Source organism: Bradyrhizobium sp. SZCCHNR1015, from assembly GCF_032489875.1.
Lineage (GTDB): Bacteria > Pseudomonadota > Alphaproteobacteria > Rhizobiales > Xanthobacteraceae > Bradyrhizobium.
In genome coordinates, this window is sequence record NZ_JAUEYW010000015.1 from 39,823 (window position 1) to 62,649 (window position 22,827).

18 protein-coding genes are annotated in these 22,827 nt (G+C 65.9%); 7 read left to right on the forward strand and 11 right to left on the reverse strand.

Going from position 1 to position 22,827, the window contains the following annotated elements; all coding sequences use genetic code 11:
* Window positions 1-11 precede the first annotated feature (11 nt).
* From QX128_RS24660 to QX128_RS24695, 8 genes are all read right to left on the reverse strand, one after another.
* Window positions 12-2,057: a PQQ-dependent sugar dehydrogenase gene (locus QX128_RS24660; RefSeq protein WP_316238763.1), complete on the reverse strand. Its 2,046-nt coding sequence runs from the start codon at window positions 2,055-2,057 to the stop codon at window positions 12-14.
* Between the two features lie 9 nt (window positions 2,058-2,066).
* Window positions 2,067-3,350: a sodium:proton antiporter NhaD gene (gene nhaD / locus QX128_RS24665; RefSeq protein ID WP_316183359.1), complete on the reverse strand. Its 1,284-nt coding sequence runs from the start codon at window positions 3,348-3,350 to the stop codon at window positions 2,067-2,069.
* A gap of 115 nt (window positions 3,351-3,465) precedes the next feature.
* Window positions 3,466-4,992, reverse strand: coding sequence for a cryptochrome/photolyase family protein (locus tag QX128_RS24670; protein ID WP_316238764.1), 1,527 nt, complete (start codon window positions 4,990-4,992; stop codon window positions 3,466-3,468).
* 30 nt (window positions 4,993-5,022) lie between these two features.
* Window positions 5,023-5,616, reverse strand: a complete 594-nt coding sequence (locus QX128_RS24675) for an RNA polymerase sigma factor (protein ID WP_315801270.1) — start codon at window positions 5,614-5,616, stop codon at window positions 5,023-5,025.
* Between the two features lie 162 nt (window positions 5,617-5,778).
* Window positions 5,779-6,429: a ChrR family anti-sigma-E factor gene (locus QX128_RS24680; protein WP_315749232.1), complete on the reverse strand. Its 651-nt coding sequence runs from the start codon at window positions 6,427-6,429 to the stop codon at window positions 5,779-5,781.
* Window positions 6,426-6,971 (reverse strand): sigma-70 family RNA polymerase sigma factor, encoded by a 546-nt coding sequence (locus tag QX128_RS24685; protein WP_315772520.1) that lies wholly within the window; start codon window positions 6,969-6,971, stop codon window positions 6,426-6,428. Before QX128_RS24685 ends, QX128_RS24680 begins: the two co-directional genes overlap by 4 nt.
* A gap of 205 nt (window positions 6,972-7,176) precedes the next feature.
* Window positions 7,177-7,797: a GTP cyclohydrolase I FolE gene (gene folE, locus QX128_RS24690; protein WP_316238765.1), complete on the reverse strand. Its 621-nt coding sequence runs from the start codon at window positions 7,795-7,797 to the stop codon at window positions 7,177-7,179.
* A 91-nt stretch (window positions 7,798-7,888) separates the two neighbouring features.
* Window positions 7,889-9,625, reverse strand: a complete 1,737-nt coding sequence (locus tag QX128_RS24695) for a methyl-accepting chemotaxis protein (protein WP_316183363.1) — start codon at window positions 9,623-9,625, stop codon at window positions 7,889-7,891.
* Window positions 9,626-10,208: 583 nt separating this feature from the next.
* On the opposite strand from QX128_RS24695, the gene QX128_RS24700 reads away from it, so the two are divergent.
* Both QX128_RS24700 and QX128_RS24705 read left to right on the forward strand, forming a co-directional pair.
* Window positions 10,209-11,795, forward strand: a complete 1,587-nt coding sequence (locus QX128_RS24700) for a B12-binding domain-containing radical SAM protein (protein ID WP_316183364.1) — start codon at window positions 10,209-10,211, stop codon at window positions 11,793-11,795.
* A gap of 380 nt (window positions 11,796-12,175) precedes the next feature.
* On the forward strand, window positions 12,176-14,533 hold the full coding sequence (locus QX128_RS24705) for an efflux RND transporter permease subunit (protein ID WP_316238766.1): 2,358 nt from the start codon (window positions 12,176-12,178) through the stop codon (window positions 14,531-14,533).
* A gap of 319 nt (window positions 14,534-14,852) precedes the next feature.
* Here QX128_RS24705 and QX128_RS24710 read toward each other — a convergent pair whose 3' ends face one another.
* Window positions 14,853-15,347 (reverse strand): hypothetical protein, encoded by a 495-nt coding sequence (locus tag QX128_RS24710; protein ID WP_315801266.1) that lies wholly within the window; start codon window positions 15,345-15,347, stop codon window positions 14,853-14,855.
* A 477-nt stretch (window positions 15,348-15,824) separates the two neighbouring features.
* Here QX128_RS24710 and QX128_RS24715 point away from each other — a divergent pair, with 477 nt between their 5' ends.
* The 5 genes from QX128_RS24715 to QX128_RS24735 all read left to right on the forward strand — a co-directional run bounded on the left by QX128_RS24715 (window position 15,825) and on the right by QX128_RS24735 (window position 20,360).
* Entirely contained in the window at window positions 15,825-16,061 is a 237-nt protein-coding gene (locus QX128_RS24715) for a hypothetical protein (RefSeq protein ID WP_315801265.1), read from the forward strand.
* 225 nt (window positions 16,062-16,286) lie between these two features.
* Window positions 16,287-17,165 (forward strand): squalene synthase HpnC, encoded by an 879-nt coding sequence (gene hpnC / locus QX128_RS24720; RefSeq protein ID WP_316238767.1) that lies wholly within the window; start codon window positions 16,287-16,289, stop codon window positions 17,163-17,165.
* The gene (hpnD, locus tag QX128_RS24725) at window positions 17,162-18,001 is read left to right on the forward strand and encodes a presqualene diphosphate synthase HpnD (protein WP_315801263.1); all 840 of its coding nucleotides are present in this window, start codon (window positions 17,162-17,164) and stop codon (window positions 17,999-18,001) included. Before hpnC ends, hpnD begins: the two co-directional genes overlap by 4 nt.
* Window positions 18,001-19,251, forward strand: coding sequence for a hydroxysqualene dehydroxylase HpnE (gene hpnE / locus QX128_RS24730; protein WP_316183367.1), 1,251 nt, complete (start codon window positions 18,001-18,003; stop codon window positions 19,249-19,251). The genes hpnD and hpnE overlap by 1 nt, the downstream gene beginning before the upstream one ends.
* Before the next feature lie 344 nt (window positions 19,252-19,595).
* Window positions 19,596-20,360 carry a phosphorylase gene (locus QX128_RS24735; protein WP_410051467.1) on the forward strand — a complete coding sequence of 255 codons (765 nt, stop codon included), beginning with the start codon at window positions 19,596-19,598 and terminating at the stop codon, window positions 20,358-20,360.
* Between the two features lie 218 nt (window positions 20,361-20,578).
* Here the strand turns inward: QX128_RS24735 and hpnH are convergent, their stop codons facing one another.
* The gene (gene hpnH, locus QX128_RS24740; RefSeq protein ID WP_316183626.1) at window positions 20,579-21,727 is read right to left on the reverse strand and encodes an adenosyl-hopene transferase HpnH; all 1,149 of its coding nucleotides are present in this window, start codon (window positions 21,725-21,727) and stop codon (window positions 20,579-20,581) included.
* A gap of 34 nt (window positions 21,728-21,761) precedes the next feature.
* Window positions 21,762-22,688, reverse strand: coding sequence for a 4-hydroxy-3-methylbut-2-enyl diphosphate reductase (ispH, locus tag QX128_RS24745; RefSeq protein ID WP_316218555.1), 927 nt, complete (start codon window positions 22,686-22,688; stop codon window positions 21,762-21,764).
* Between the last annotated feature and the right edge of the window lie 139 nt (window positions 22,689-22,827).

Genomic DNA, 22,827 nt, shown 5'->3' on the forward strand with positions numbered 1-22,827 from the left:
TCGCGGCGTCGTCAGAGCGGCACCAGAAACTGCTGTTGGATGTAATAGCCATCATCGTCCGTGCAGGCGCCGTTGAGATAGGTGTCGGCCGGCCGGAAGAAACGGCTGAAGCCGGGCTTATTGACGGCAGACCTCTCGGTCACCACGACGATCTTGCCGAACGGAATGTCGCCGCATTCGCGGCCATCAGCGGCGAAGAACTTGCGGTGCGGCGGACCGCCGGGCTTGACGCGCATCCGCGTGCCGGGAACCATGCGCGCGACGAGGTCGTCGGCAACATCAAGCAGCTTCGCATAGCCTGGTTCCGTCTTGATCAGATCTGCACCGGGCGGCATCTGCCGCTCGGCGCCCAGTCCGCGCAGCCGCTGACGCAGCCGGCCGGACTCGGGATCGCCGGGATAGATCCAGCCGTCCTGGGCCAGCATGAAGCGCAGCACCGCGAGGTCCTTGTCTCGCTCGGACTGTCCGGCCTTGAGGCCGAAATCCGAATGGCAGCCGCTGCAATGTCTCTCGACCAGGGTCCTGCGCACCGTCGCCAGCCGCGCGCGGTTCGTGCCATCGTCCATCACCAAGGCGGCCAGCCGGTCGATCAACTGATCGCTTCTGACATCGCAGGGCAGCGGCTCGGGCGCAGCCTCGCCGGTGCGGTCGATCCGGATCACGGTCTGGTTCTTGTCCTCGACCAGCCAGAGCGCGCCGTCGTCAGCCATGGTCATCCCGACCGGTGCGCCCTGCGGCCGGATGCCGTTGACGCGATGCCAGCCGGCGATGATCTCGTCGAACGCGGCGGCGCGCGCCGGCCCCGCCGCGGTCTGGAAGGCGCGCGTCGGCTCGGCGGCACAGCTCACGTGATAGCGCACCGGCGCCGGGCTCAGCTTGGGAAAGCCGTGCTCGTCGACTTCATAGGCGAGCAGGCGGCTGCCGGTCGGGCGATAGCCGTGCAGGCCGACCAGCAGCCTGCCTTTCAGCTCCTCGAAACGATCGCCCGTGTAGTAGAGCATGCCGAGCGGCGCGCCATGCGGCGGCAGCAGCGACCACGGCTGCTGATAGTGCGAGGCTGTCGTGCAGAAGCTCTTGAGCGTTCCGGATTGCAGCACGCGCCTGAACTCCGGGCTCGGCGTGGCGAGGTCGTAGCAATAGGGCCAGCCATAGTGGCGCCCTTGCTCGATCGCGTTGATCTCCTCGTTCGGTGCGAACACGTCCTGCAGGTCGCGCGCGTTCTCGCCCTGCAGGAAGGCGGTGCCGGGATCGGGAAAGCGCGGATGCAATGCCAGCGCCATCGAGTTGCGCAGGCCGCGCGCGTAAACCTGGTGCGGCGGCGAGGGATCGCCGGGCTTCAGCGCCGCAAAGACGCCGCCGGCCGGTGGCGTGAACAGCCAGATCGCGGCGAGTGCCGAAGGGCCTTCGCCCGCGGCGCAGGGCTGCGTGATCGGCGCCGGCGACAGGCAGTTGTCGCTGGGCGCGCCGATATTGACGAACAGCCGTCCGGTACGGTCGAAGGCGAATGCCTTCAGCGGATGCGCACTTTCCGACAGGCGGGTGCCGTCGGGCAGCGTGAGGCGGCGTCCCGGCAGGTCGCGGATGATGGTCTCGATCGTTGCTCTCGGATCGGCCGCGAGCGGATCGAAGCGGAAGATCGACGTGTCGGTGGAGGCGTAGATGCGGCCGCCAGGGCCGGCCGCAAGTCCGAACGGATAGGATAGCCGCGTGATCACTTCGCGGAGGCGCTGGCCGGCCGGCGCCGCGGGATCGAGGATCAGCAGCCGGCCGTCATCATGGCCCCAGCCGCCCATGTCCGCGATCACGAACTGCCGATGGCCGGGGATCTGCACGATGCCGCGGGGAAATCTCAGGCCGTCGTCGCGGCTGGCGACGAGGCCGGCGCAGAAGCCGGCCTTCATGTCGATCCGCAGCCGTGGAAAGCCGAGGGGCGCTTCGCCGCAGCTCTTCGCGCCGAGCGCGTAGCCGCTCTTGAGCGTCACGTCGTCGGCGCGGCCGTCGCCCGCGCCGAGCAGCAGGGTCGCGACGACTGCCAGAATGCGCCACGACCAGCTCATGCGATCCGCTCAGTGCAGCAGATTGTACTGGACGATGTAGGCCGCGGCACCGGCAAAATAGCCGAGCAGCGCGAGCAGGCTGATGCGGCGGACGTACCAGAAGAAGTGGATGTTCTCGAGCCCCATCGCGGCGACGCCGGCCGCCGAGCCGATGATCAGGATCGAGCCCCCGGTGCCGGCGCAGTAGGCGACGAACTCCCAGAGAAAACTGTCCGGCGGAAACTGGCTCAGGCTGTACATGCCCATCGATGCCGCGACCAGCGGCACGTTGTCGATCACGGCGCTGGCGAGCCCCAGCACGATCACGATCAGGTCGAGCCGGCCGACGCTGCGGTCGAGCCATTGCGCCAGCGCCTCCAGGATGTGGGTGTGCTCGAGCGCGGCCACCGCCAGCAGGATGCCGATGAAGAACACGATCGAGGGCATGTCGATCCGAGTCAGCGCATGCACCAGGGTCAGGCGCTGCTTCTGCTCGAAGGCCTTCTCGCGATGGACGATCTCGCCGACCATCCACAACAGGCCGAGGCCGAACAGGATGCCCATGAACGGCGGCAGGTGCGTCGCCGCCTTGAACACCGGCACGGCGACCAGGATGCCGAGGCCCATGAAGAACATCAAATTGCGCTCGAACGGCAGGATCGGGCTGATCGAGGCGAGGCCGGCGCTCGCCGGCGGCACGAGCTGCTTGCCGCGCAGGGTGAAGCTGATGACGGCAAGCGGGACCAGCAGGTTCAGGAGCGAGGGGATGAAGACCGACTTCATGATCGCGAGCGGCGTGATCTGACCGCCGATCCACAGCATGGTGGTGGTGACGTCGCCGATCGCCGACCAGGCGCCGCCGGCATTGGCGGCGATGACGATGATCGATGCGAAGACCAGGCGGTCCTCGTCGCGGCCGGACAGCTTCTTCATCAGCGACACCATCACGATCGCGGTGGTGAGGTTGTCGAGCATGGCGCTGAGGAAGAAGGTGACGAAGCCGACCAGCCAGACCAGCGTGACCTGGTTGCGGGTGCCGATCAGCGAGGTCACGACCTCGAAGCCGTTATGGGCGTCGATCACCTCGACGATGGTCATCGCGCCGATCAGGAAGAAGATGATCTGGGCGGTCGAGGCCACGGACTCGTTGAGCTCGGTCGCGACCGCCGGAGCCGTGCCGCCCATGACAGCATAGACGGTCCACATCAGGCCGGCGCCGACCAGGGCGGTGGCCGCCTTGTTGATCCGGAACGGGTGCTCCAGCGCCACCACGGCATAGGCGAGCGTGAAGACGGCGACGATGGCAGCGGTCATGAGTGAGGCATTCCGGGCTTGATCGGCGGAGGGGCGGGATGGAACTGCCCAAGATATGACCGATCGGCGTCCGGCCAGCAAGCCGTGAGCGCTGTTCAGACCGGCGAACGCCGGATTACACCAGGGCCGACACGATCGCGTCGGCGTGGTTGCGGATGGCGCGGATCTCCGCCGCGCTGCGGCGCTCGAGATTGACGTACTGGTTGCGCATGCGACCATTATTGGCGAAGCGGCGGCGGTGCTTGGCGAGGAAGCTCCAATACAGCGTCGTGAACGGGCAGGCGCTGTCGCCGGTCGCCTGCTTCGGATCGTAGCGGCAATTGCGGCAATGGTCGCTCATGCGGTCGATGTAGTGGCCCGACGCCGCATAGGGCTTGGTGCCGACCACGCCGCCATCGCCGTGCTGGCTCATCCCGAGTGTGTTGGGCAGCGACACCCAGTCGATGGCGTCGTGGAACATCGACATGTGCCAGAGGTGCACGTCGTAGGGCCGGACGCCGAGCAGCATCGCGAACAGGCCGAGCACCATCAGCCGCTCGATGTGATGCGCATAGGCATGGTCAATGGTGTGGCCGATCGCCTGCGCCAGGCAGCGCATCTCGGTCTCGCCGGTCCAGTAGAAGCGCGGCATCGGCAGGCTGGCGTCGAGCGCGTTCTCATCGGCGTAGTGAGGCATGCGCTGCCAATAGATGCCGCGCACGAATTCCCGCCAGCCGATGATCTGGCGGACGAAGCCTTCGAGAGCGTTCAGCGGCGCGTTGCGGCTTTCGAGCGCGGCCGTGACCACCTCGCGCGGGTTCAGCATGTGCAGGTTTAGCGCGCCCGACAGCCGCGAGTGATACAGGAACGGCTCGTCGCTCAGCATCGCGTCCTGATAGGTGCCGAACAGCGACAGCCGCCAGGCGACGAAGTCCGACAGCTCCGTCAGCGCGTCGACGCGCGACACCGGCAGGTCGAAGCGGCCGAGCTTGCCCGGACTGTTGGAGAAGCGCGCCGCGACCAGCTTGAGCACGTCGCGCGTGATCGCGTCGGGAGCATAGGATCGGGGCACGGGAATAGGCGGGCGGCTCCTGCCGAACCCCTTGCGGTTGTCGGCGTCGAAATTCCAGCTGCCGCCGACCGGGCGGCCGCTGTCGTCGATCAGGATGCCGGTCTTGCGCCGCATCGCGCGGTAGAACGTTTCCATGATCGGGCGGGGATGGCGCTCGGTGAAGGCGTCGAACTCGTCCGCCGTGCACAGGAAGTGGCGGTCGGCGCGGATGTCGATCCGCTGCGGCAGCTTGCGCAAGCCCTCGCGCACGCGAAAGTCGCCGGGCTCCAGCACGATCGTCGCCGCCGGCTGCAGCGCGGCCTGATGCCGCGCAATCTCGCTGTCGAGCGTGCCGGTGTTGGCGGGATCATCGAGCCGGACATAGTGGACGGTACGGCCGCGGCCCTCGAGATCGGCGCGGAAGTGGCGCATCGCCGCGAAGAAATAGGCGATGCGCATCTTGTGCTGCGGCACGTAGCTCGCCTCGTCGGCGACCTCCATCTGCAGCACGGCATCCTGCTCCGGGTCGAAGCCGTCGAAGGCCGCCGAGTCCGCATCGAGCTGGTCGCCCAGCACGACGACGAGATGTCTGACGGGACGTGTCCTGATCATGATACGTTGGTCATCGCGCCATGCCGACGATCAGGCCGCCACGGTAACCGCGTGGGCCTGGCCGAGACAATCCTTGCGCACCGTGAGCAGGCTGCGATGCAGCCAGGTCTTGATGGTGCCGACCGGCACGCCGAACCGTTCCGACAGCCGCGTCCGGCTTTCGCCCTCGAGATAGGCGAGCGCCAGCAGCCGTCGGCGCTCCTCCGGCAGCCGCTCGAGCGCCTCGCGGGCGATCGGTTCCGCCAGCGCGTAGTCGAACTCGTCGTCGGCGGCGCTGTCAGCGGGATCAGGGATCGCGAGCGCCTCATCGAGCTCCGAGGTCGGCACGCCGGTGGCGCGCAGCGCATCGATCGCGGTGTTGCGCATGATGGTGCACATCCAGGTGATGGGCGAGGCGCGCGCCGGGTCGAAGCTCGCGGCATGCCGCCAGATCTTCAGGTAGCCATCTTGCAGGATGTCGTCGAGGTCGGCCGAGGAGGGCAGCAAGGCGCGCACGGTCTTCCGCATCTTCAAGATCGTTGCAGCATGCAGCTCGGCAAAGGCTTGCTCGTCGTTGCGTCCGGCACGGGCCAGCAAGCCGCCGAGATGCGCGACGTACCCCTTATCCGCGCTTGCTGATCGCATCTGTCTCCTCCATGCGCTTCCTGAGCGGAAACGGGTCAGAGTCCGATGCGGATCACCCGAATGCTTGCGGTCATGGTTGCGAGGAGCGAAACGACGAAGCGATCCAGGCCCTCCGCGTCGCTCCGGATTGCTTCGCGGCGCTCGCAATGACGGCGGAGCAATTCAGAGCCGGACGAATGGGCTGATCAGCCGGCCGAGCAGGCCGTGCATGCGCAGGTCGCCGGTCATGGCGACGAGGCAGAGGCAGGGGCCCTCGTCACCGACCACCGGACGATGGTCGACCTCGTCGTCGCCATAGTCGAAGTCGCCGGGTCCGTAATAGCCGCCGAGATGGCTGAAGCTGCCCTTCAGCACGCAGGTCAGCTCGTTGCCGGAATGCGTATGCTCCAGCATCCGCGCCCCAGGCTCCGAGCGCAGCAGGAAGGCGCGCGATTTGCCGGTGCCCGGCAGCAGGATCGGGCGCATGCTGATGCCGGGCGCCACACGCCGGCGCTTGCCGATCTTGCAGCGCTTGACCATCTCGGGGAGGTCGGCGAGCTCGGGATCGTGCTCGGCGACCTCGCTCACCTGTGGCGCCGCCTGCGGGCGTCGATCGATGCGTGCCATCACGGCATCGAACGCATCCGCGCCCGTCGCGATCGGCTCGGCCGCATCCAGCGAGGCGCCGGCGAGCTGCTCGATGGCGCGGACGAAGCGCTGGCATCGGCCGCAATCGGCGACATGGACACCGACGACCAGCCGCTCGGCCTCGTCGAGCGCACCAGTGGCGAAGTCGGCCAGCAGGTCTTCCGGCGGGTGGTGGCTGATCGTCATGTCGCGTCGTCCAACAGGTCTCTCAGGCGATTCATCGCCAATCTGATTCGTGACTTTACCGTACCCAGCGGCAGGCCGAGCACCGCCGCGATTTCCGAATGCGGTCGTTCTTCAACGAACGACAGGCGGATCACGGTGGATTGCTCCACCGACAATCTTTCGATCGCGGCCGCCACCCGTGTGGCATCTTCGACACGCGAGACGATCTGGTCGGCTGCGGGCGTCGGATCGGCTTCCTCGTCCCGCCCCACTTCTCTGCTCAGCCGGCTGTCGCGGGCAGCCTTGCGCGCGGCGTCGATCCGCTGGTTGCGCGCGATCGTGAAGATCCAGGCGGCCGCGCCGGCCGTCGACGGATCGAATTGCCCCGCCTTCGTCCACACCGCCACCATGGTGGATTGGGCGATTTCCTCAGCGTCGTCGGCGTTGCAGCCGGTCTTGATGAGGAAACCTTTGATGCGGGGCGCAAAATGCGCAAACAGGGCCTTGAATGCCTCGCGATCGCCGCGCGCGGCGACGCGTCCGATCAATTCAGCCCAGTCCACAGTCGCCTTCGGCCCTCTGCTCACATTCACCCTGGTACGGGCACTGAAGGCCCGTGCAAATCGATGCCGGGACGATGCCACGTTCCATTGCGCTAATCCAGTCGCTCTCAGTCGCGTGGTCATGGTCCCCGGCACGCTGCTTGACCCTGGATAACGTGGACCATGGACGGCTGGATCACAGTGGGCGGAGGATTTTCCGGCCCCTTCAATCCTTCAGGTCGGAATTGACCATCGCCAGGAACTCCTGGCGGCTCATCGGGTCGGTGCGGAAGCAGCCGAGCATGCGGCTGGTGGTGAGATCGACGCCGTGCTTCTTGACGCCGCGCGAGCTGATGCAGTGATGGGCTGCCTTGATCACGACCGCCACGCCCTGCGGCTGCAGCACCTCGTCGATGATGTTGGCGATCTCGGCGGTCATGCGCTCCTGGATCTGCAGCCGGCTGGCATAGGCCTCGACGACCCGGGCGAGCTTGGAAATCCCGACCACGCGGTTGCGCGGCACGTAGCCGACCCAGGCGCGGCCGATGATGGGCGCCATGTGGTGCTCGCAATGGCTCTGGAACGGGATGTTCCGCAACAGCACCATCTCATCGTAGCCGGCCGTCTCCTCGAACGTCTTGCGCAGATACTCCTCGGGGTTCTGCTCATAGCCGGAAAAATAGCTCTTGTAGGCCCGCGCCACGCGGGCCGGGGTCTCGGAGAGACCCTCGCGTGACGAATCCTCGCCGATCCAGGTCAGGATGGTGCGGATGGCGTCCTCGACGTCATCCTGGGTGACCGCGACCGGGTCGCAGGCGAACGGAAGTTTCTTGGCTGTCTGGCGCACGACGGCTCTCCAAAAACCAAGAAACGGTTCCGGTGTCGGAACGGATCACGTCTTGCGGGGGGCGATTTCCGCAACCGAGGGCTCGCCCCGGTCAGCTCGCCTTGCGCAGCCGCATCTCCGCGGACGGACCCGAGCGCAGGTTCTGAAAGAACTTCTCGACCTCGTTGGCGAGCGTCTGCGCGGTCGCGTTGAGGTCGCCGGACGCCGACAGGACGGAGGCGGCGGCCGTCGAGGTCTCACTGATGGCGTCGCGGAGCGAGCCGATGTTCATGACCAGCGTCTGGTTGCCCTGGGCGGTCGACTGCGCGTTGGTCGAGATCTCCCGCGTCGCCTGGTCCTGCTGCTGGATGGCATTGGAGATGTTCGAGGTGATCTCGTTGATGCCGCGGACCGCCTGGCCGATCTCGCGGACCGCGTCGACCGCGGTCTTGGTCGAGGCCTGGATCAGGCCGACGTTCTGGCTGATCTCCTCGGTCGCCTTGGCCGTCTGCCCGGCCAGCGCCTTGACCTCGTGAGCGACGACGGCAAAGCCGCGGCCGGCCTCGCCGGCGCGGGCGGCCTCGATGGTCGCATTCAGAGCGAGGAGGTTGGTCTGCTCGGCGATGGTCTGGATCAGGGTCAATACGCCGTCGATGCGCTGGGTGGCGGCGGCAAGGCCCTCGATCTCCGTGACCGACTTCTCGGTGCGTTGGCCGGTCTGCTCGACGGCGCCGGCCGACTGCCGGATCTGCCGGCCGATCTCCTCGACGGACGTCGACAACTCCTCGGCGGCGCTCGCGACGGCGGAAACGTTGGTCGAGGCCTGCGACGTCGCGCCGGCTGCGGTGACCGCGCGCTCGTTGGCGTCCGCCGTCAGCCGTGTGATCGCCTCGGCGGTGGCGCGCATCGCGGCGGCGTTCTCGGTGACGGTCCGCATCACGCTGCCGATTGCGGTGCGAAATTCCTCGACCGCGGTTTCGATGTGGCGGGCCCGGGCTTCGCGGATTTCGGAGTCCTGCGAGACCTGGACATTGAGGTCGCGGTTGTGGGCCATCGCCTGCTGGAACACGCCGATGGCGCGGGCCAGCTCGCCGACCTCGTCGGCGCGCCCGGCATACGGCACTTCGACGTTCTCGGCGCCGGTGGCGACCTGGCGGATCGTCTCGGTGATCTGAGACAGCGGCCGAGCGATCGAGCGAGCGATGATCACCACGCCGGCTGCGACCAGAACCAACATCAAGCCGCCAAGGCCTGTCAGCATGAGCGAGAGCTTGTTGTTCAGCGCCGCTTTCTCGGCGATCTTTCCTCCGCGCTCGACATAGACTTTGGACAGCGCTTCGAGGTCCGTGTTGAGCGCCTTGCGCACGGAGCGATTGGCGTCGTTGTCGCCCCACTCGCGTCCCGCAGCCGGGCTGATTTCATTGGCGCGGCGGACCAGTTCGGCGCGGAATTCGACGAATTGCTCGATCCGCTTCTTGAAAGTTGCGAATTGCTGGGCGTCGTCGGCCTGTACGATCGCCTGCCACTTGTCGACGACCTTCAGAATCTCGGCGTTGAATTTGAGCAAGCCGTTGCCGTATTGCTTCACGACGGCCGGATCTGTCGACATGTAGACGCCACGCGACTCCATCACGACGGCATAGACGAGGCCGTTGACCAGCTGAACGTTGTGAGCGGCGAGATTGGCCGTCTCGATGGCTTTGATGAGCTCCGTGGCCCGCCGCGAGTTGTAGTCGGACAGCCAGGTGATTGCGGCGGTCAATAGCGCAAACAACGCGAAGATTGCATAGAGCTTGACTGCGATGGATCGGCGCGTGGCCGTCTTCGTTGACGTCGGGCGTGAGGTCATGAGGTGAGACACCGCGAGTTTTTGCTGCGACGGAGGAGGCGCTTGATTGTTAATAGTTATGCAAAACCTTCATGGAGAAAGCGTTAAGTGGACACCGTCAGTATTATACAACCACAGCGTACTTTGCTTGGCGTTTCAATCGATTAGTTGGTGCTCCGCAGCAGGGGCGCGCGCCGGGGCGTCCGGTTGACTACGGAGGGCATGCGCCCTTTCGAGGCCCCTCGTTCCCTTGCAAATGCATTGCAAACCAGTGACCGCGCGCACGCGCGCTCAGCAATTGGTCGCCGATCGGAGACAGGCGGGAGCGGTCGTCGCGCTCGACCGATCGATGATCCATCTGATTGGAACCTTGGATCGCCCGTCGCATTCCGCCATCCGTATTGCGATACATTGGATCAGGTCGCCTCATCAGGTCGCGTCTGATCATGCCTGGCAGCGTGAGCATCGGGCACGCGGCGGGGACGTCGCGCCTTGCGACAGGAGCGGAAAACTCGATCGCACCTCAACTTTTCCGGAAGGGGTGGCGAAGCCTTGTCTTCGGCCGTAAGGTAACCAGTTAGCGGGTTGTCGCGAGGGGCAGTCGATGAGATTCGAGGGCATCGAAACGGTACGTCGCATTCTCTGTGTGTTTCCGCGCTACACCTCGTCGTTCGGAACCTTCGAGCATGCCTATCCGCTCACCGACGGCATCCAGGCCTTCATGCCGCCGCAGGGGCTGCTGCTGATCGCGGCCTATCTTCCAAGCTCCTGGCAGGTGCGCTTCATCGACGAGAACATCCGCCCGGCGCGGGACGAGGATTTCTCCTGGGCCGAAGCGGTGTTCGTCAGCGGCATGCACATCCAGCGTCAGCAGATGAACGACATCTGCCAGCGGGCGCACGCGTTCGACCTGCCGGTCGCGCTCGGCGGCCCTTCGGTCAGCGCCTGCCCGGACTACTATCCGAGCTTCGACTATCTGCATGTCGGCGAGCTTGGCGATGCGACCGACGAGCTGATCGCGCGGCTGGCGCGGGATCCGTCACGGCCTGCGCAGCAGGTCGTGCTGCGGACCAGCGAGCGGGTGGCGATGACCGATTTCCCGGTGCCGGCCTATGAGCTCGCCGAGGTGAAGAAGTACTTTCTCGGCAGTATCCAGTATTCCAGCGGCTGTCCCTATCAATGCGAGTTCTGCGACATCCCCGGCCTCTATGGGCGCAACCCGCGCATCAAGTCGCCGCAGCAGATCATCGCCGAGCTCGACAAGCTCAGGGAATGCGGCGTCACCGGCTCGGTCTATTTCGTCGACGACAATTTCATCGGCAACCGCAAAGCCGCGACGGAGCTGCTGCCGCATCTGATCGAATGGCAGAAGCGCACCGGCTATGTGATGCGGCTCGCCTGCGAGGCCACGCTCAACATCGCCAAGCGGCCCGAGATCCTGGAGAAGATGCGCGAGGCCTATTTCATCACCATCTTCTGCGGCATCGAGACGCCCGATCCGGATGCGCTGACGGCCATGCAGAAGGATCACAACATGATGGTGCCGATCCTGGAGGGGATCAGGACCATCAACAGCTACGGCATGGAGGTCGTCTCCGGTATCATCATGGGGCTGGACACCGACACGCCGCAGACCGCGGACGCGCTGCTGCAGTTCGTCGAGGAGAGCCGGATCCCGCTGCTCACGATCAATCTGCTGCAGGCGCTCCCGAAGACGCCCCTGTGGGATCGCCTCGAGCGCGAGGGCAGGCTGGTCCACGACGACGGTCGCGACTCCAACGTGAAATTCCTGATGCCCTATGACGAGGTGGTCACGGCGTGGCGGCGCTGCATGGAGGTGGCCTATGAGCCGGAGCGGCTGTTCGCGCGCTACAAGCACCAATGCGACACCACCTACGCCAACCGCATCGAGGTGCCGGTCAGCGACGAGATGAAGAGCTGGCCGAACGTCAGGCGCGGCCTGGTCATGATGGGCAAGATCTTCTGGAAGGTGGGCGTGCTCGGCGACTACAAGCGGCCGTTCTGGCGCTTTGCCTGGAGCCAGCTCAAGCGCGGCGAGATCGAGAATTTCATCGCCGTGACGCTGATCGCGCATCACCTCATCATGTTTGCGCGCGCCGCCTCGCGCGGGCATCAGAACGCGTCGAACTACTCGATCCGGCTGCGCGAGGCCGCCCTTCCTGCGGGGTGATGGCCTCGCCGGGGCAGGGCAGCGGGGCGCTCGCCGGCGCCGCGGCCTGCTCCGGCAAGGACGGCTCAGTCGGATACCGGTCCTTGAGTCGTTCAGGTTTCGAGCCCCGCGTCCGTCGGGGCCGTCCACCTCTTTTCAAGCACGGCAGAATCGTGGCGTGATCGGAAGCCGTCGCGGCTCGCCGTCTTGTGTGGCCGCGCATGGTTGCGGCCGGGGAGTGAACCCTGCTAGACCGCCTCGACGAATTTTCACGTGTTTTCAAGGATTAGCTTCGGCTGCGGGCCACAATGCGGTCATCTCTGCTTCGCTGAGCGGCCTTATTTCTGCCCTATGCGCTCAGGCCTTCCGAATTGGGCCGCGCCCCAACCACTGGACACCGCATGCTGGAAGTCAGGCACGACAACGAAGTCCATGTCGAGAAGGTCGAGCACCGGCCGGCCGACAGCATCGCCTTTGGCATCGAGCGGCTCGGCCTCCTCGCGGTCAAGGCGCCGATCTTCTCCTGCGTCGTCCTGCTCGTCCTCATCGTGGCGGCGGTGTTCGGCATCAAGCGCATCCAGATCGACGATTCGCTCAGCCAGCTGTTTCGCTCCGACAGCAAGGAATTCCACCAGTACGAGGAGGTGACGAAGAAGTTCCCGGCCGAGGAATTCGACGTCCTCGTCGTGGTCGAGGGCAAGACCCTGCTGGCCCGCCCAAACCTCGAGAAGCTTCGTGACTTCGTGACCGACCTGCAACTGGTCGAGGGCACCCGGGGCCTGGTGTCGCTGTTCTCGGCCCGTCAGGCGCCGGCGCCCGGCAAGCTGCCGGCCGCGCTGTTTCCGTCGGATCTGCCGGAGGGCGAGGCCTACGACAAGTTCATCGAAACGGTGAAGTCCAACGAGATCATCCGTGGCAAGCTGTTGTCGGAGGACGGCACGCTGGCCCTGATCGTGCTGTCGCTCGAGCCCAAGGTGGTCGCCTCGAACGATCTCGGGAAGGTGGTGGGCGACATCCGGAAGCTGATGGCGGAGGACCTCGGCGACACCGGCCTGAATGTCCAGCTTTCCGGCGTGCCGGTCATGCAGCTCGAGATCCGCAACGCGGTGGAGCGTGACGGGCTGACCTACAACATTCTCGGCATTCTCGCCGGCTGCGTCATCGCCATCATCTTCTTCCGCAAGGTCTCGTTCATGATCGCGGCGGCGTTTCCGCCGCTGATCGCGATCATGCTCGCGCTCGGCGCGCTCGGGTGGGCCAATTTCAATCTCAACATGTTCCTGAACGTGATGACGCCGCTCATCATGGTCATCAGCTTCTCCGATTCGATGCAGCTCACCTTCGCCGCTCGCGACCGCCTGATCGCGGGGCAGGACAAGGTGACGGCGTTCAAGAACGCCGTGCTGGTCGTCGGCCCGGCTTGCGTCCTGACCCACGCCACCGCCGGCATTTCGTTCATCGCCCTGCAGTTCTCCGACAGCGACCTGATCCGCAAGTTCGGCGAGGCGGGGCTCGCCGCCACCATCATCGCGCTGGTCGCGGTGCTGTCGCTGGTGCCGGTGTTCGGCGTGCTGCTGGTGCGCAACGAGAAGACGTTCGCGGTCAAATTCCAGGGCGCCGACGCCGGCGTCCAGGCGCTGCGCAATTTCTGCTACTGGATCGCGGTGCGCATGGTCGGCCGTCCCGGCCTGTTCAGCCTGATCGCGGTGCTGTTCGTCGGCTCGCTCGCGGTGGTGTATTCGACCCTGGAGCCGCGCTATCGCCTCGCCGACCAGGTGCCGGACAAGCAGCAGGCGGTTGCGGCGAGCAACCGGCTCGATGCCAAGCTGACCGGCGCCAATCCGGTCAACGTGCTCATCCAGTTTCCGAAGGGCGCCTCGCTCTATGCCCCGGAGACCCTGCAGACCATCGCCGACGTCCATGCCACGGTCGAGAAGACCGCGGGTGTCGGCAACGTCTGGTCGGTCGAGACGCTCCGGCGCTGGCTGGCCGAGAAGGCCGGCTCGTCGGATACCGCGACCCTGCAGGAATACGTCAATCTGATCCCCGAGCATCTGGTGCGCCGCTTCATCGACAAGGAGCAGGATGCGGTGGTGGTCGCCGGCCGTGTGCCGGATGTCGACTCCAGCCAGCTGCTGCCGGTGGTCGACAAGCTCGACCACGAGCTCGATGCGGTGAGAAAGAAGCATCCCGGCTATGAAATCGCCGTTACCGGTCTCGCCGCCATCGCCGCGCGCAACTCGGCCGGCATGATCGAAAAGCTCAACCATGGGCTGACGATCGAGTTCGCGCTGGTGGCGATGTTCATCGGGCTGGCCTTCCGGTCCTGGGTCGTCATGCTCGCCTGCATCCTGCCCGGCATCTTCCCTGTCGTGATGTCGGGCACCGTGCTGTGGGCCATGGGGGAGGGGCTGCAATTCGCCAGCGTGGTGGCGCTCACGGTCTCCTTCGGCCTTGGCCTGTCGGCCACCATCCACTTCCTGAACCGGCTGCGGATGGAGAGCGCGCCCGGCGTCAGTGCCGCGGTCGCAGTGGAGCGGGCCACCGTGTTGGTCGGACCGGCGCTGATCCTCACCACCGTGGTGCTGGCCTGCGGCCTGGTCGTCACCGTGTTCTCGGATCTGCCGTCGCTGCGGCTGTTCGGTTGGCTCAGCGCGTTCTCGATGGTGGCGGCGCTGTTTGCCGACCTCTTCATCCTCCGCCCGACCGCGATGTTCCTGATCAACCTGTCGCAGAAGCTGAAGCGCAAACCGCTCTAGCCCAGGCTGTTGCGTAAACCAGGGCCGTTATACCCGCGAAAGCGGGTGATCCAGTACGCCGTGGCCTATCGGTTCAACTACGACAGCCTCTGGAACACTGGGCGCCCGGTCCTGTCTGCGCCTTCGGCTTCGACGCGGCTAAACACCTCGGGGGCGTGCCGAAGCGTGAGCGAAGGCGGCAAGCCGGGCGACGACGACGGTGGGTCTCATTCGTATCCGACGGCTGCGGAAGCACCGCAAAACAAAACGGCCCTGACATTGTCAGGGCCGTTTGCGCATTCGACTGCCCGTGAGCGCGCGACGCGCTCCGGTCCAAAGATCAGGTCTTCGACATCGTGATGTTGACGCCGCGAATCTCGCCCTTGGAGGAGATCTGCACGACCTGCTTGTTGCCGCTGGTCCGCAGGGTGATGCTGGCGGCGAAGCCGGCGGCCTGCACGAACACGTCGATCTGGCCGTTGCCGGCGGTGCCCTGCAGCTCGCCGTTCACGTTGCGGCTGGATTCGCTCCAGTTGCCGGAGATGCGGTCGCCCTGGCTGGTGACGTCACTGGACAGGAGGAACTTGTAGCTGTCGCTGGCGCATTGCAGGCTCTGCTTCAGATTGGCGCCGGCCACCTTGTAGCTGGCCTTGCAGCGGATGCGCTCGGTGGTGCCGTCCGACAGCGCGACCGTGCCGTTGCCCGACCACGAGCCGTCGAAGCCGGCGAACGGGCCCGACTGAGCCTGAACTGCGGTCGCCGCCACGAACAGTGCCGCTCCGAGACCGGCGGCCTTGACGACGTGCCCAGAGAAAGGTGAGCCGAACAGTTTCATATCGAGTTTCCCATCCAAAATGACACCGCTGTGTCGGCGTATGCCGCCGCTTCGAACACTTGGTGTTCTCGCCGAAGGTTAGGTTCAAATGACGGCCGGTCGGGCGCTGCGACCGGATGCCATGATGCCCGCCGATACCGTGCGACCGGTCGGCGCCGAATGGTCGTCCTCGCAAGACGGCTGCACGCAAGCCGCCTCGACGGCGCCCGCATCTAACGGTCCGCGCGGCATGCTTGCAACAGCCAAATGCGAAAAACGTGTTCCGAGAATAACGCCCTAGTATCAACGCCTTGTTTGTGCCAAAGCTGTGATCTCCGAGCTTGATCCGCTCGGGATCATAGGGCGCAAATTTGGCCGCATTTGGCAGCGTACCTCCGGCGCTGGGGGGCTTGCGGTCCTTGCCAAACCAAACAGGTGTTTCCCGGGCAGCATCGGCGATCCGGGAGGTCTCCTCTGCTGTCAAAATGAAGGAACACGATGCGTAAGATTTTCCTGGCACTTTCCCTGCTGTCGTCGGTGTCCGTTTCCACCGGTGCGTTCGCGCAAGGCCGCGGCGGCACGCCCGAAGAGCAGGCGGCCTGCACGCGTGACGTTCAGAAGTTCTGCCGTGCGGTCATCGATCAGGGTGACTTCACGATTCTGGCGTGCCTCAAGGAGAACCGCCCCAAGATCAGCTCGGCCTGCGATCAGGTGCTGAAGACCCACAACCAGTAAGCGGTTGCCGTTCGGAACGGTTGTTTTCGAACTCTCTTGGTTAACGACCGCCGGCCCGCCCCCTCGGGGCAGGACGGCGGTTCGCTTCTATGGGCTGCCCGACATCGATTGCATTGGTTTTGGCGGGATCTTCGCCTATATGGGGGGCGAGCAATCCGTTCGCATGAGCGAAGCGGCGGGCATTGTTTTCGGTAGCGCCCCTTCAACCTGATAGCTGTTTCGTCCATGACCACCGCGAGCGATTTGCGATCCGGCAAGACACACCGGGACGAGAACTTTCCGGTGGCGTCGTGGATCATCCGTCCTGAGCATCGGGCGCTGATCCTCGCCTTCTACAATTTCGTGCGCACCGCCGACGACATCGCCGACCATCCGAGCCTGCCGGGCGACGAGAAGCTGCGGCTGCTCGACCTGCTCGAGGCTGAGCTGACGGGAACGGGCGAGACCCAGGACGTCGCCGTCAGCCTGCGCCGGGCGCTCGCCGGGCGCGGCATGTCGCCCCGGCACGCGCTCGATCTGCTGGTTGCCTTCCGGATGGACGTGACCAAGCTGCGCTACGAGAACTGGGACGAGGTCATCCACTACTGCCGCTATTCGGCGATGCCGGTCGGCCGCTTCATGCTCGATGTGCACGGCGAGTCCACCGCGACCTGGCCGGCCTCGGACGCGATCTGCGCCGGCCTTCAGATCAACAACCACCTGCAGGACTGCGGCAAGGACTACAAGGCGCTCAACCGCGTCTATCTGCCGCGCGATGCGCTTGCCGAAGCCGGCGCCACGGTCGAGATGCTCGGTGAGGCCAGATCGCCGCCGCAATTGCTGGCCTGCCTGCAGAAGCTCGCCGTCCGCAATGCGGCGCTGCTCGAGGAGGGCAGGGACCTCAACGGCGGCGTCCGGGATTTCCGCTTCGGACTGGAGATCGCCGTGATCCAGGCTTTCGCCGACCGCATCGTGGCGTTGCTGAAGGTGCGCGATCCGCTGAGCGAGCGCGTGCACCTGTCGCCCATCGGCATGCTCGGTCTCACCTTCACCTCGGTGATGGGCGAGATCGGCCGCCGCGTGGCCGGGCGTCATCCCCAGACCAAATCGGCAGCCGGCGCATGACCCTCGAGGCGACCGCGGATAACGTCGATCACGGCACGGCGGCCTCCGGCAGCTCGTTCTATGCCGCCATGCGCATCCTGCCGCGCGCCCAGCGCGATGCGATGTTCCAGGTCTACAGCTTCTGCCGCGAGGTCGACGACATCGCCGATTCCGACGGCCCGCGGCCCGAGCGGCTGGCAGCGCTGCAGAAATGGCGCGACGACATCGACGCGCTGTACCAGGGCAACCCGCCGCCGCGGCTGCGCGACTATGTCGCGTCGGTGAAGACCTTCGGACTGAAGCGCGAGGACTTCCTCGCCATCATCGACGGCATGGAGATGGACGTGCCGGCGGAGATCCGCGCGCCCGATCTCGCCACGCTCGACCTTTATTGCGACCGCGTGGCGAGCGCGGTCGGCCGCCTCTCGGTGCGCATCTTCGGCATGCCCGAGGAGGACGGCATCCTGCTCGCGCACCATCTCGGCCGCGCGCTGCAGCTCACCAACATCCTGCGCGACATCGACGAGGATGCCGGCATCGGCCGGCTCTACCTGCCGCGCGAGGCGCTGCTGTTCGCCGGCATCACCAGCGACGATCCGGTCAAGGTGATGCAGGAGCGGGCGCTGCCCAAGGTCTGCAACTCGGTAGCGGTCAGGGCCAAGACGCATTTCGAGAAGGCCGACGAGATCATGCGGCGAAATCGTCGGCGCGCCGTGCGGGCGCCGCGGATCATGTCGAAATATTATCGCGCCGTGTTCGACCTCCTGCTCGAACGCGGCTTCGCGCTGCCGCGCGAGCCCGTCCGCGTGAGCAAGCTCACGAAGATCGGCATCATCCTCCGTTACGCAATCATCTGATGCAGAAGACAGCTCACATCATCGGCGCCGGCGTGTCCGGCCTTTCCGCCGGCGTGCGGCTCGCCAACGCGGGCTACATCGTGCACGTCCATGAGGCCACCCAGCAGCTCGGCGGCCGCTGCCGGTCCTATTACGACGCCGCGACCGACCTGGTGATCGACAACGGCAACCATCTGCTGCTGTCGGCCAATCATCACGTGCTGTCCTATGCCCGTGCGATCGGCTCGGAAGCGGGGCTGGTCGGGCCGGAGAAGGCGCAGTTCGCATTCGTCGACATCCGGAGCGGCCAGCGCTGGCTGCTCGATCTCGGCAACGGCCGGCTGCCGCTGTGGGTGTTCGACGAGGGCCGCCGCGTGCCGGATACCAAGCTCGGCGACTATCTCGCATTGTCGCCGCTGATTTGGGCCGGCACGTCCAAGACCATCGGCAGCACGATTCCCTGCAAGGGCGCGCTGTACGACCGGCTGGTGCAGCCGCTGCTGCTCGCGGCGCTGAACTGCGATCCGCCGGAGGGCTCGGCGGGGCTCGCCGGCGCCATCGTCCGCGAGACGCTGTTGGCCGGCGGACAGGCCTGCCGGCCGCTGATCGCGCGCGACGGGTTGTCGGGCGTACTGATCGATCCGGCCGTGAAATTCCTGGAAGGCAAGGGCGGCAGCGTCCGGATCGGCCGCGAGCTGCGCGGCCTCGACAATGCAGGCGGTCGCGTCACCGGGCTCAGGTTCGGCGGTGATGAAACCGTCGCGCTCGGTCCCTCCGACGTCGTGGTGCTCGCCGTGCCGCCGCGGCCGGCGATGGCGCTGCTGCCGGGACTCACGGGGCCGACGAAATATCGTGCCATCGTCAATGCCCATTTCCGCATCACGCCGCCGCGCGATGCACCAGCTCTGCTCGGAGTGGTCGGCGGCCTGGTCGAGTGGCTGTTCGCCTTCCCGCAGCGGCTCTCGGTCACCATCAGCAATGGCGATCGCCTGGTCGACATGCCGCGCGAGGAACTCGCCGCCGCGATCTGGGCCGACGTCTGCAAGGCCGCCGGGATCTCGGGCGAGCTGCCGCCGTGGCAGATCGTGCGCGAGCGTCGCGCCACCTTCGAGGCGACGCCGGAGCAGAACGCGCTCCGGCCCGGAGTGAAGACGGCGTTCGGCAATCTCGCTCTGGCAGGGGACTGGACCGATACCGGCCTGCCGGCAACCATCGAAGGCTCGGTGCGCTCCGGCGACCGCGCCGCGAATCTCCTGCTCGGGCACGGCTGACGGGCGCAGGGCTGCCGAATCTGGACGCGCCGTCAGGCCGCCTGCGCCGCGAGTCTCACATTTTCGTGGCGTAGTTCTTGCTTAAAGTTCCACGCCTGGAGGCGCTGGCGCGATCTGTTCCAGGGCGGAACAGGGGTCGGCGGGGCCAAATGGCAACACCCGGCAAAAAACGCATCGGGTGCGGGTGCAGTGCGGCGCAAACGGGGTTTCCTCGTGGAAATTTTCTGCGTAATCCTCGGTTTGTTAAGGTCTTTCCGCTCTGGCGCCGCCGCGGCTGAGGCTTTGGAACAAGAGACGGAGACGTCGGATCACGCGACGTCCGAGAAGGTGTCAGGGGTCGGATTGTGAAGTTGGGGATGGGGGACGACACGTCCGCGGATCGCCCGATTGATCCGCGGCCGGTCTTGGTCGTGACGGGCTTGGTGCAGGAGGCCCGGATTGCTGCCGGGCCCGGCATGATGGTGATCTGCAGCTCGAGCGACCCCAGACAGTTGCGCTCGCTGCTCACCGTGTTCGACCCGACCTCGATCCGCGGCGTCGTCAGCTTCGGCGTGGCCGGTGGCCTCGATCCGACCCTCAAGGCCGGCGACATCGTCGTCGCCACCGAGGTGACCGCCGGCGATGCCCGCTGGCTGTCGGGCCTGTCGCTGCGCGAGGAGCACATCGCCCGCGCCGCCCTGAAGAAGCGCCGCGTCGTGCGCGGCGTGCTCGCCGGGGCCGAAGAGGTGGTGGTGGCGCAGGCCCGCAAGGCGGCGCTGCGCATGAAGACCGGCGCGGCCGCGGTCGACATGGAGAGCCACATCGCTGCCGCCTATGCCGCCGAGTACGGGCTGCCGTTCGCGGCGCTGCGGGTGATCTCCGATCCCGCCCATCGCACCCTCCCGTCGCTCGCCAAGGACGCCATCAAGCCCAACGGCGACATCGACCTGCCGATGATCCTGCGCGGCGTCGCCCGCAATCCGGCCGTGCTGCGTGGTCTGGTGTCGACGGGCATCGAGTTCAATCGCGCCCTGCGCTCGCTGCGCGGCGCCCGCGACCTGCTGCTGAGCGGCCTGCTGGCGGCCGAGCATTTCCTCGAGACCGAGACGCTGGCCGCCGCCGAAGCGTAAGGCGCCGGCTGGCGAATGATCGTCGGCTTTATCGGCTAAGGCTCCGATAATCCCGCTTGCTCCGTCGCTGCGCTCGCAATGACGTGTGGAAAGAGCTTCGCTCAGAGGCGCAATCCCTGCACCGAAACGGAGCGGCGCCTACGAGCCCATAGCACCTCAACGAAAAACGGCCGCCGGTTGCCCGGCGGCCGTTTCGTTGTGGACTGATCTCAGCGGCCTCAGGCCGCGGTCGAGGCCTTCTGCTGGGCTTCGACGGCCTCGTCCTTGCGGATCTCGGAGAGGCGCTTCTGCACCTCCGACGAGAACACGTATTGCGCCGGGCGCTGCTTGGAGAGGTCGATCTCCGGCGCCATCGGGCCTTCGGTCTTGATGCCGCGCAGCGACACGAACATCGCCTTGATCGGGTTGGTCAGCGCCGCATTGGCGGCGGTCGCCTCATAGCCGCAATGCGCCATGCAGTCGGCGCACTTCTCGTACTTGCCGGTGCCGTAGGAATCCCAGTCGGTGGTCTCCATCAGCTCCTTGAAGGTCTTGGTGTAGCCTTCGCCGAGCAGATAGCAGGGCTTCTGCCAGCCGAAGATGTTGCGCGCAGGCATGCCCCAGGGCGTGCACTCGAATTCCTGGTTGCCGGCGAGGAAGTCGAGGAACAGGCCGGAATGCATGAAATTCCACTTCTTGCCCTTGCCGAGCTTGAAGACGTCGCGGAACAGCTGCTTGGTCTTGGTGCGGTTGAGGAAGTGCTCCTGGTCCGGCGCGCGCTCATAGGCATAGCCGGGCGACATGGTGACGCCGACGCCGAGCTCGGTGGTGAAGTCCAGGAACTTGGCGATCTCCTCGGCCGGGTGGCCGTCGAACACGGTGGCGTTGACGTTGACGGTGAAGCCGCGCTCCTTGGCGGCCTTGATCGCGGAGACGGCGCGGTCGAACACGCCCTTCTGCGACACCGCCTTGTCGTGATGCTCGCGCAGGCCGTCGAGATGCACCGAGAAGAACAGGTAGGGCGACGGCTCGAACAGGTCGAGCTTCTTCTCCAGGAGCAGCGCGTTGGTGCAGAGCGAGACGAACTTCTTGCGCGCGACGAGGCCGCGCACGATCTCGCCGATCTCCTTGTGGATCAGCGGCTCGCCGCCGGGGATCGCGACCATCGGCGCGCCGCATTCGTCGGCGGCGTCCCAGCACTCCTGCGCGCTCATGCGGCGGTTGAGGATCGCGTCGGGATAGTCGATCTTGCCACAGCCCGCGCAGGCCAGGTTGCAGCGGAACAGCGGCTCCAGCATCAGCACGAGCGGATAGCGTTTCCGGCCGAGAAGCTTCTGCTTCATCAGATAGGCCCCGATACGCAGTTCCTTATGGAAGGGGATTGCCATTACGTCTCTTCTTTCTGGACCAAACGAGGACCGATCAGCCCGCGACCAGCTCGGCCGGCAGGCGGAATTCGATGTTTTCTTCCCGCCCCGGGACCACCGCGACCTCGACCGGTCCGATGCGCCGCAGGGCTTCGATGACGTCGTCGACGAGCACTTCGGGAGCCGAGGCGCCGGCGGTGATGCCGACGGCCTTGGCCCCCTTCAGCCAAACCGGATCGAGCTCGCTGCCATCAGCGATCAGATAGCTTGCGACCCCGGCCTCGGTGCCGATCTCGCGCAGTCTGTTCGAGTTGGAGCTGTTGGCGGCGCCCACCACCAGGATGACGTCCACCAGCTTGCTCAAGTCCCTTACCGCAGATTGCCGGTTCTGTGTCGCATAGCAGATATCCCGGATATCGGGACCTTGAAGGTCTGTAAAGCGGGCTTGAAGGGCTAAAATGATGTCTTTGGTGTCGTCCACGCTGAGCGTGGTCTGGGTAATATAGGCCAAGGGGGTGTCGAGCGGCAGGGGCAGGGCGGCCACATCGGCCACGTTCTGCACGAGGTAGACCGGGCCGGGAACCTGGCCCATGGTTCCCTCCACCTCCGGATGGCCGGCATGACCGATCAGTACCAGGGTACGTCCCTTGGACATGTAGCGCTTGCCCTGGTTGTGAACCTTGGTCACCAGCGGGCAGGTGGCATTGAGCACCGGCAGCCCGCGGGCGGCCGCTTCCTCCTCGACCGTCCGGGCGACGCCGTGGGCGCTGAACACGGTGACGGCGCGCGGCGGCACCTCGGAGAGGTCCTCGACGAAGATGGCGCCCTTGGCCTTCAGGCTCTCGACCACATGCTTGTTGTGGACGATCTCATGACGCACGTAGACCGGCGGGCCATACTTCTCCAGCGCGCGCTCCACGATCTCGATCGCACGCACGACTCCAGCACAAAAACCGCGCGGCTGCGCGAGATACACCTGCATGGGACGTCCAGCCACGTTGCCTCACTTTCGACCCGGCACCTCCGTGCGTGCGACAGGGTTGCAATAATCGCACCAGCGAGTGCCCCAATGGCCCGCCACACGGATGGAAACGCAGGGCTTTGTGTCAAAAATCGAGCGA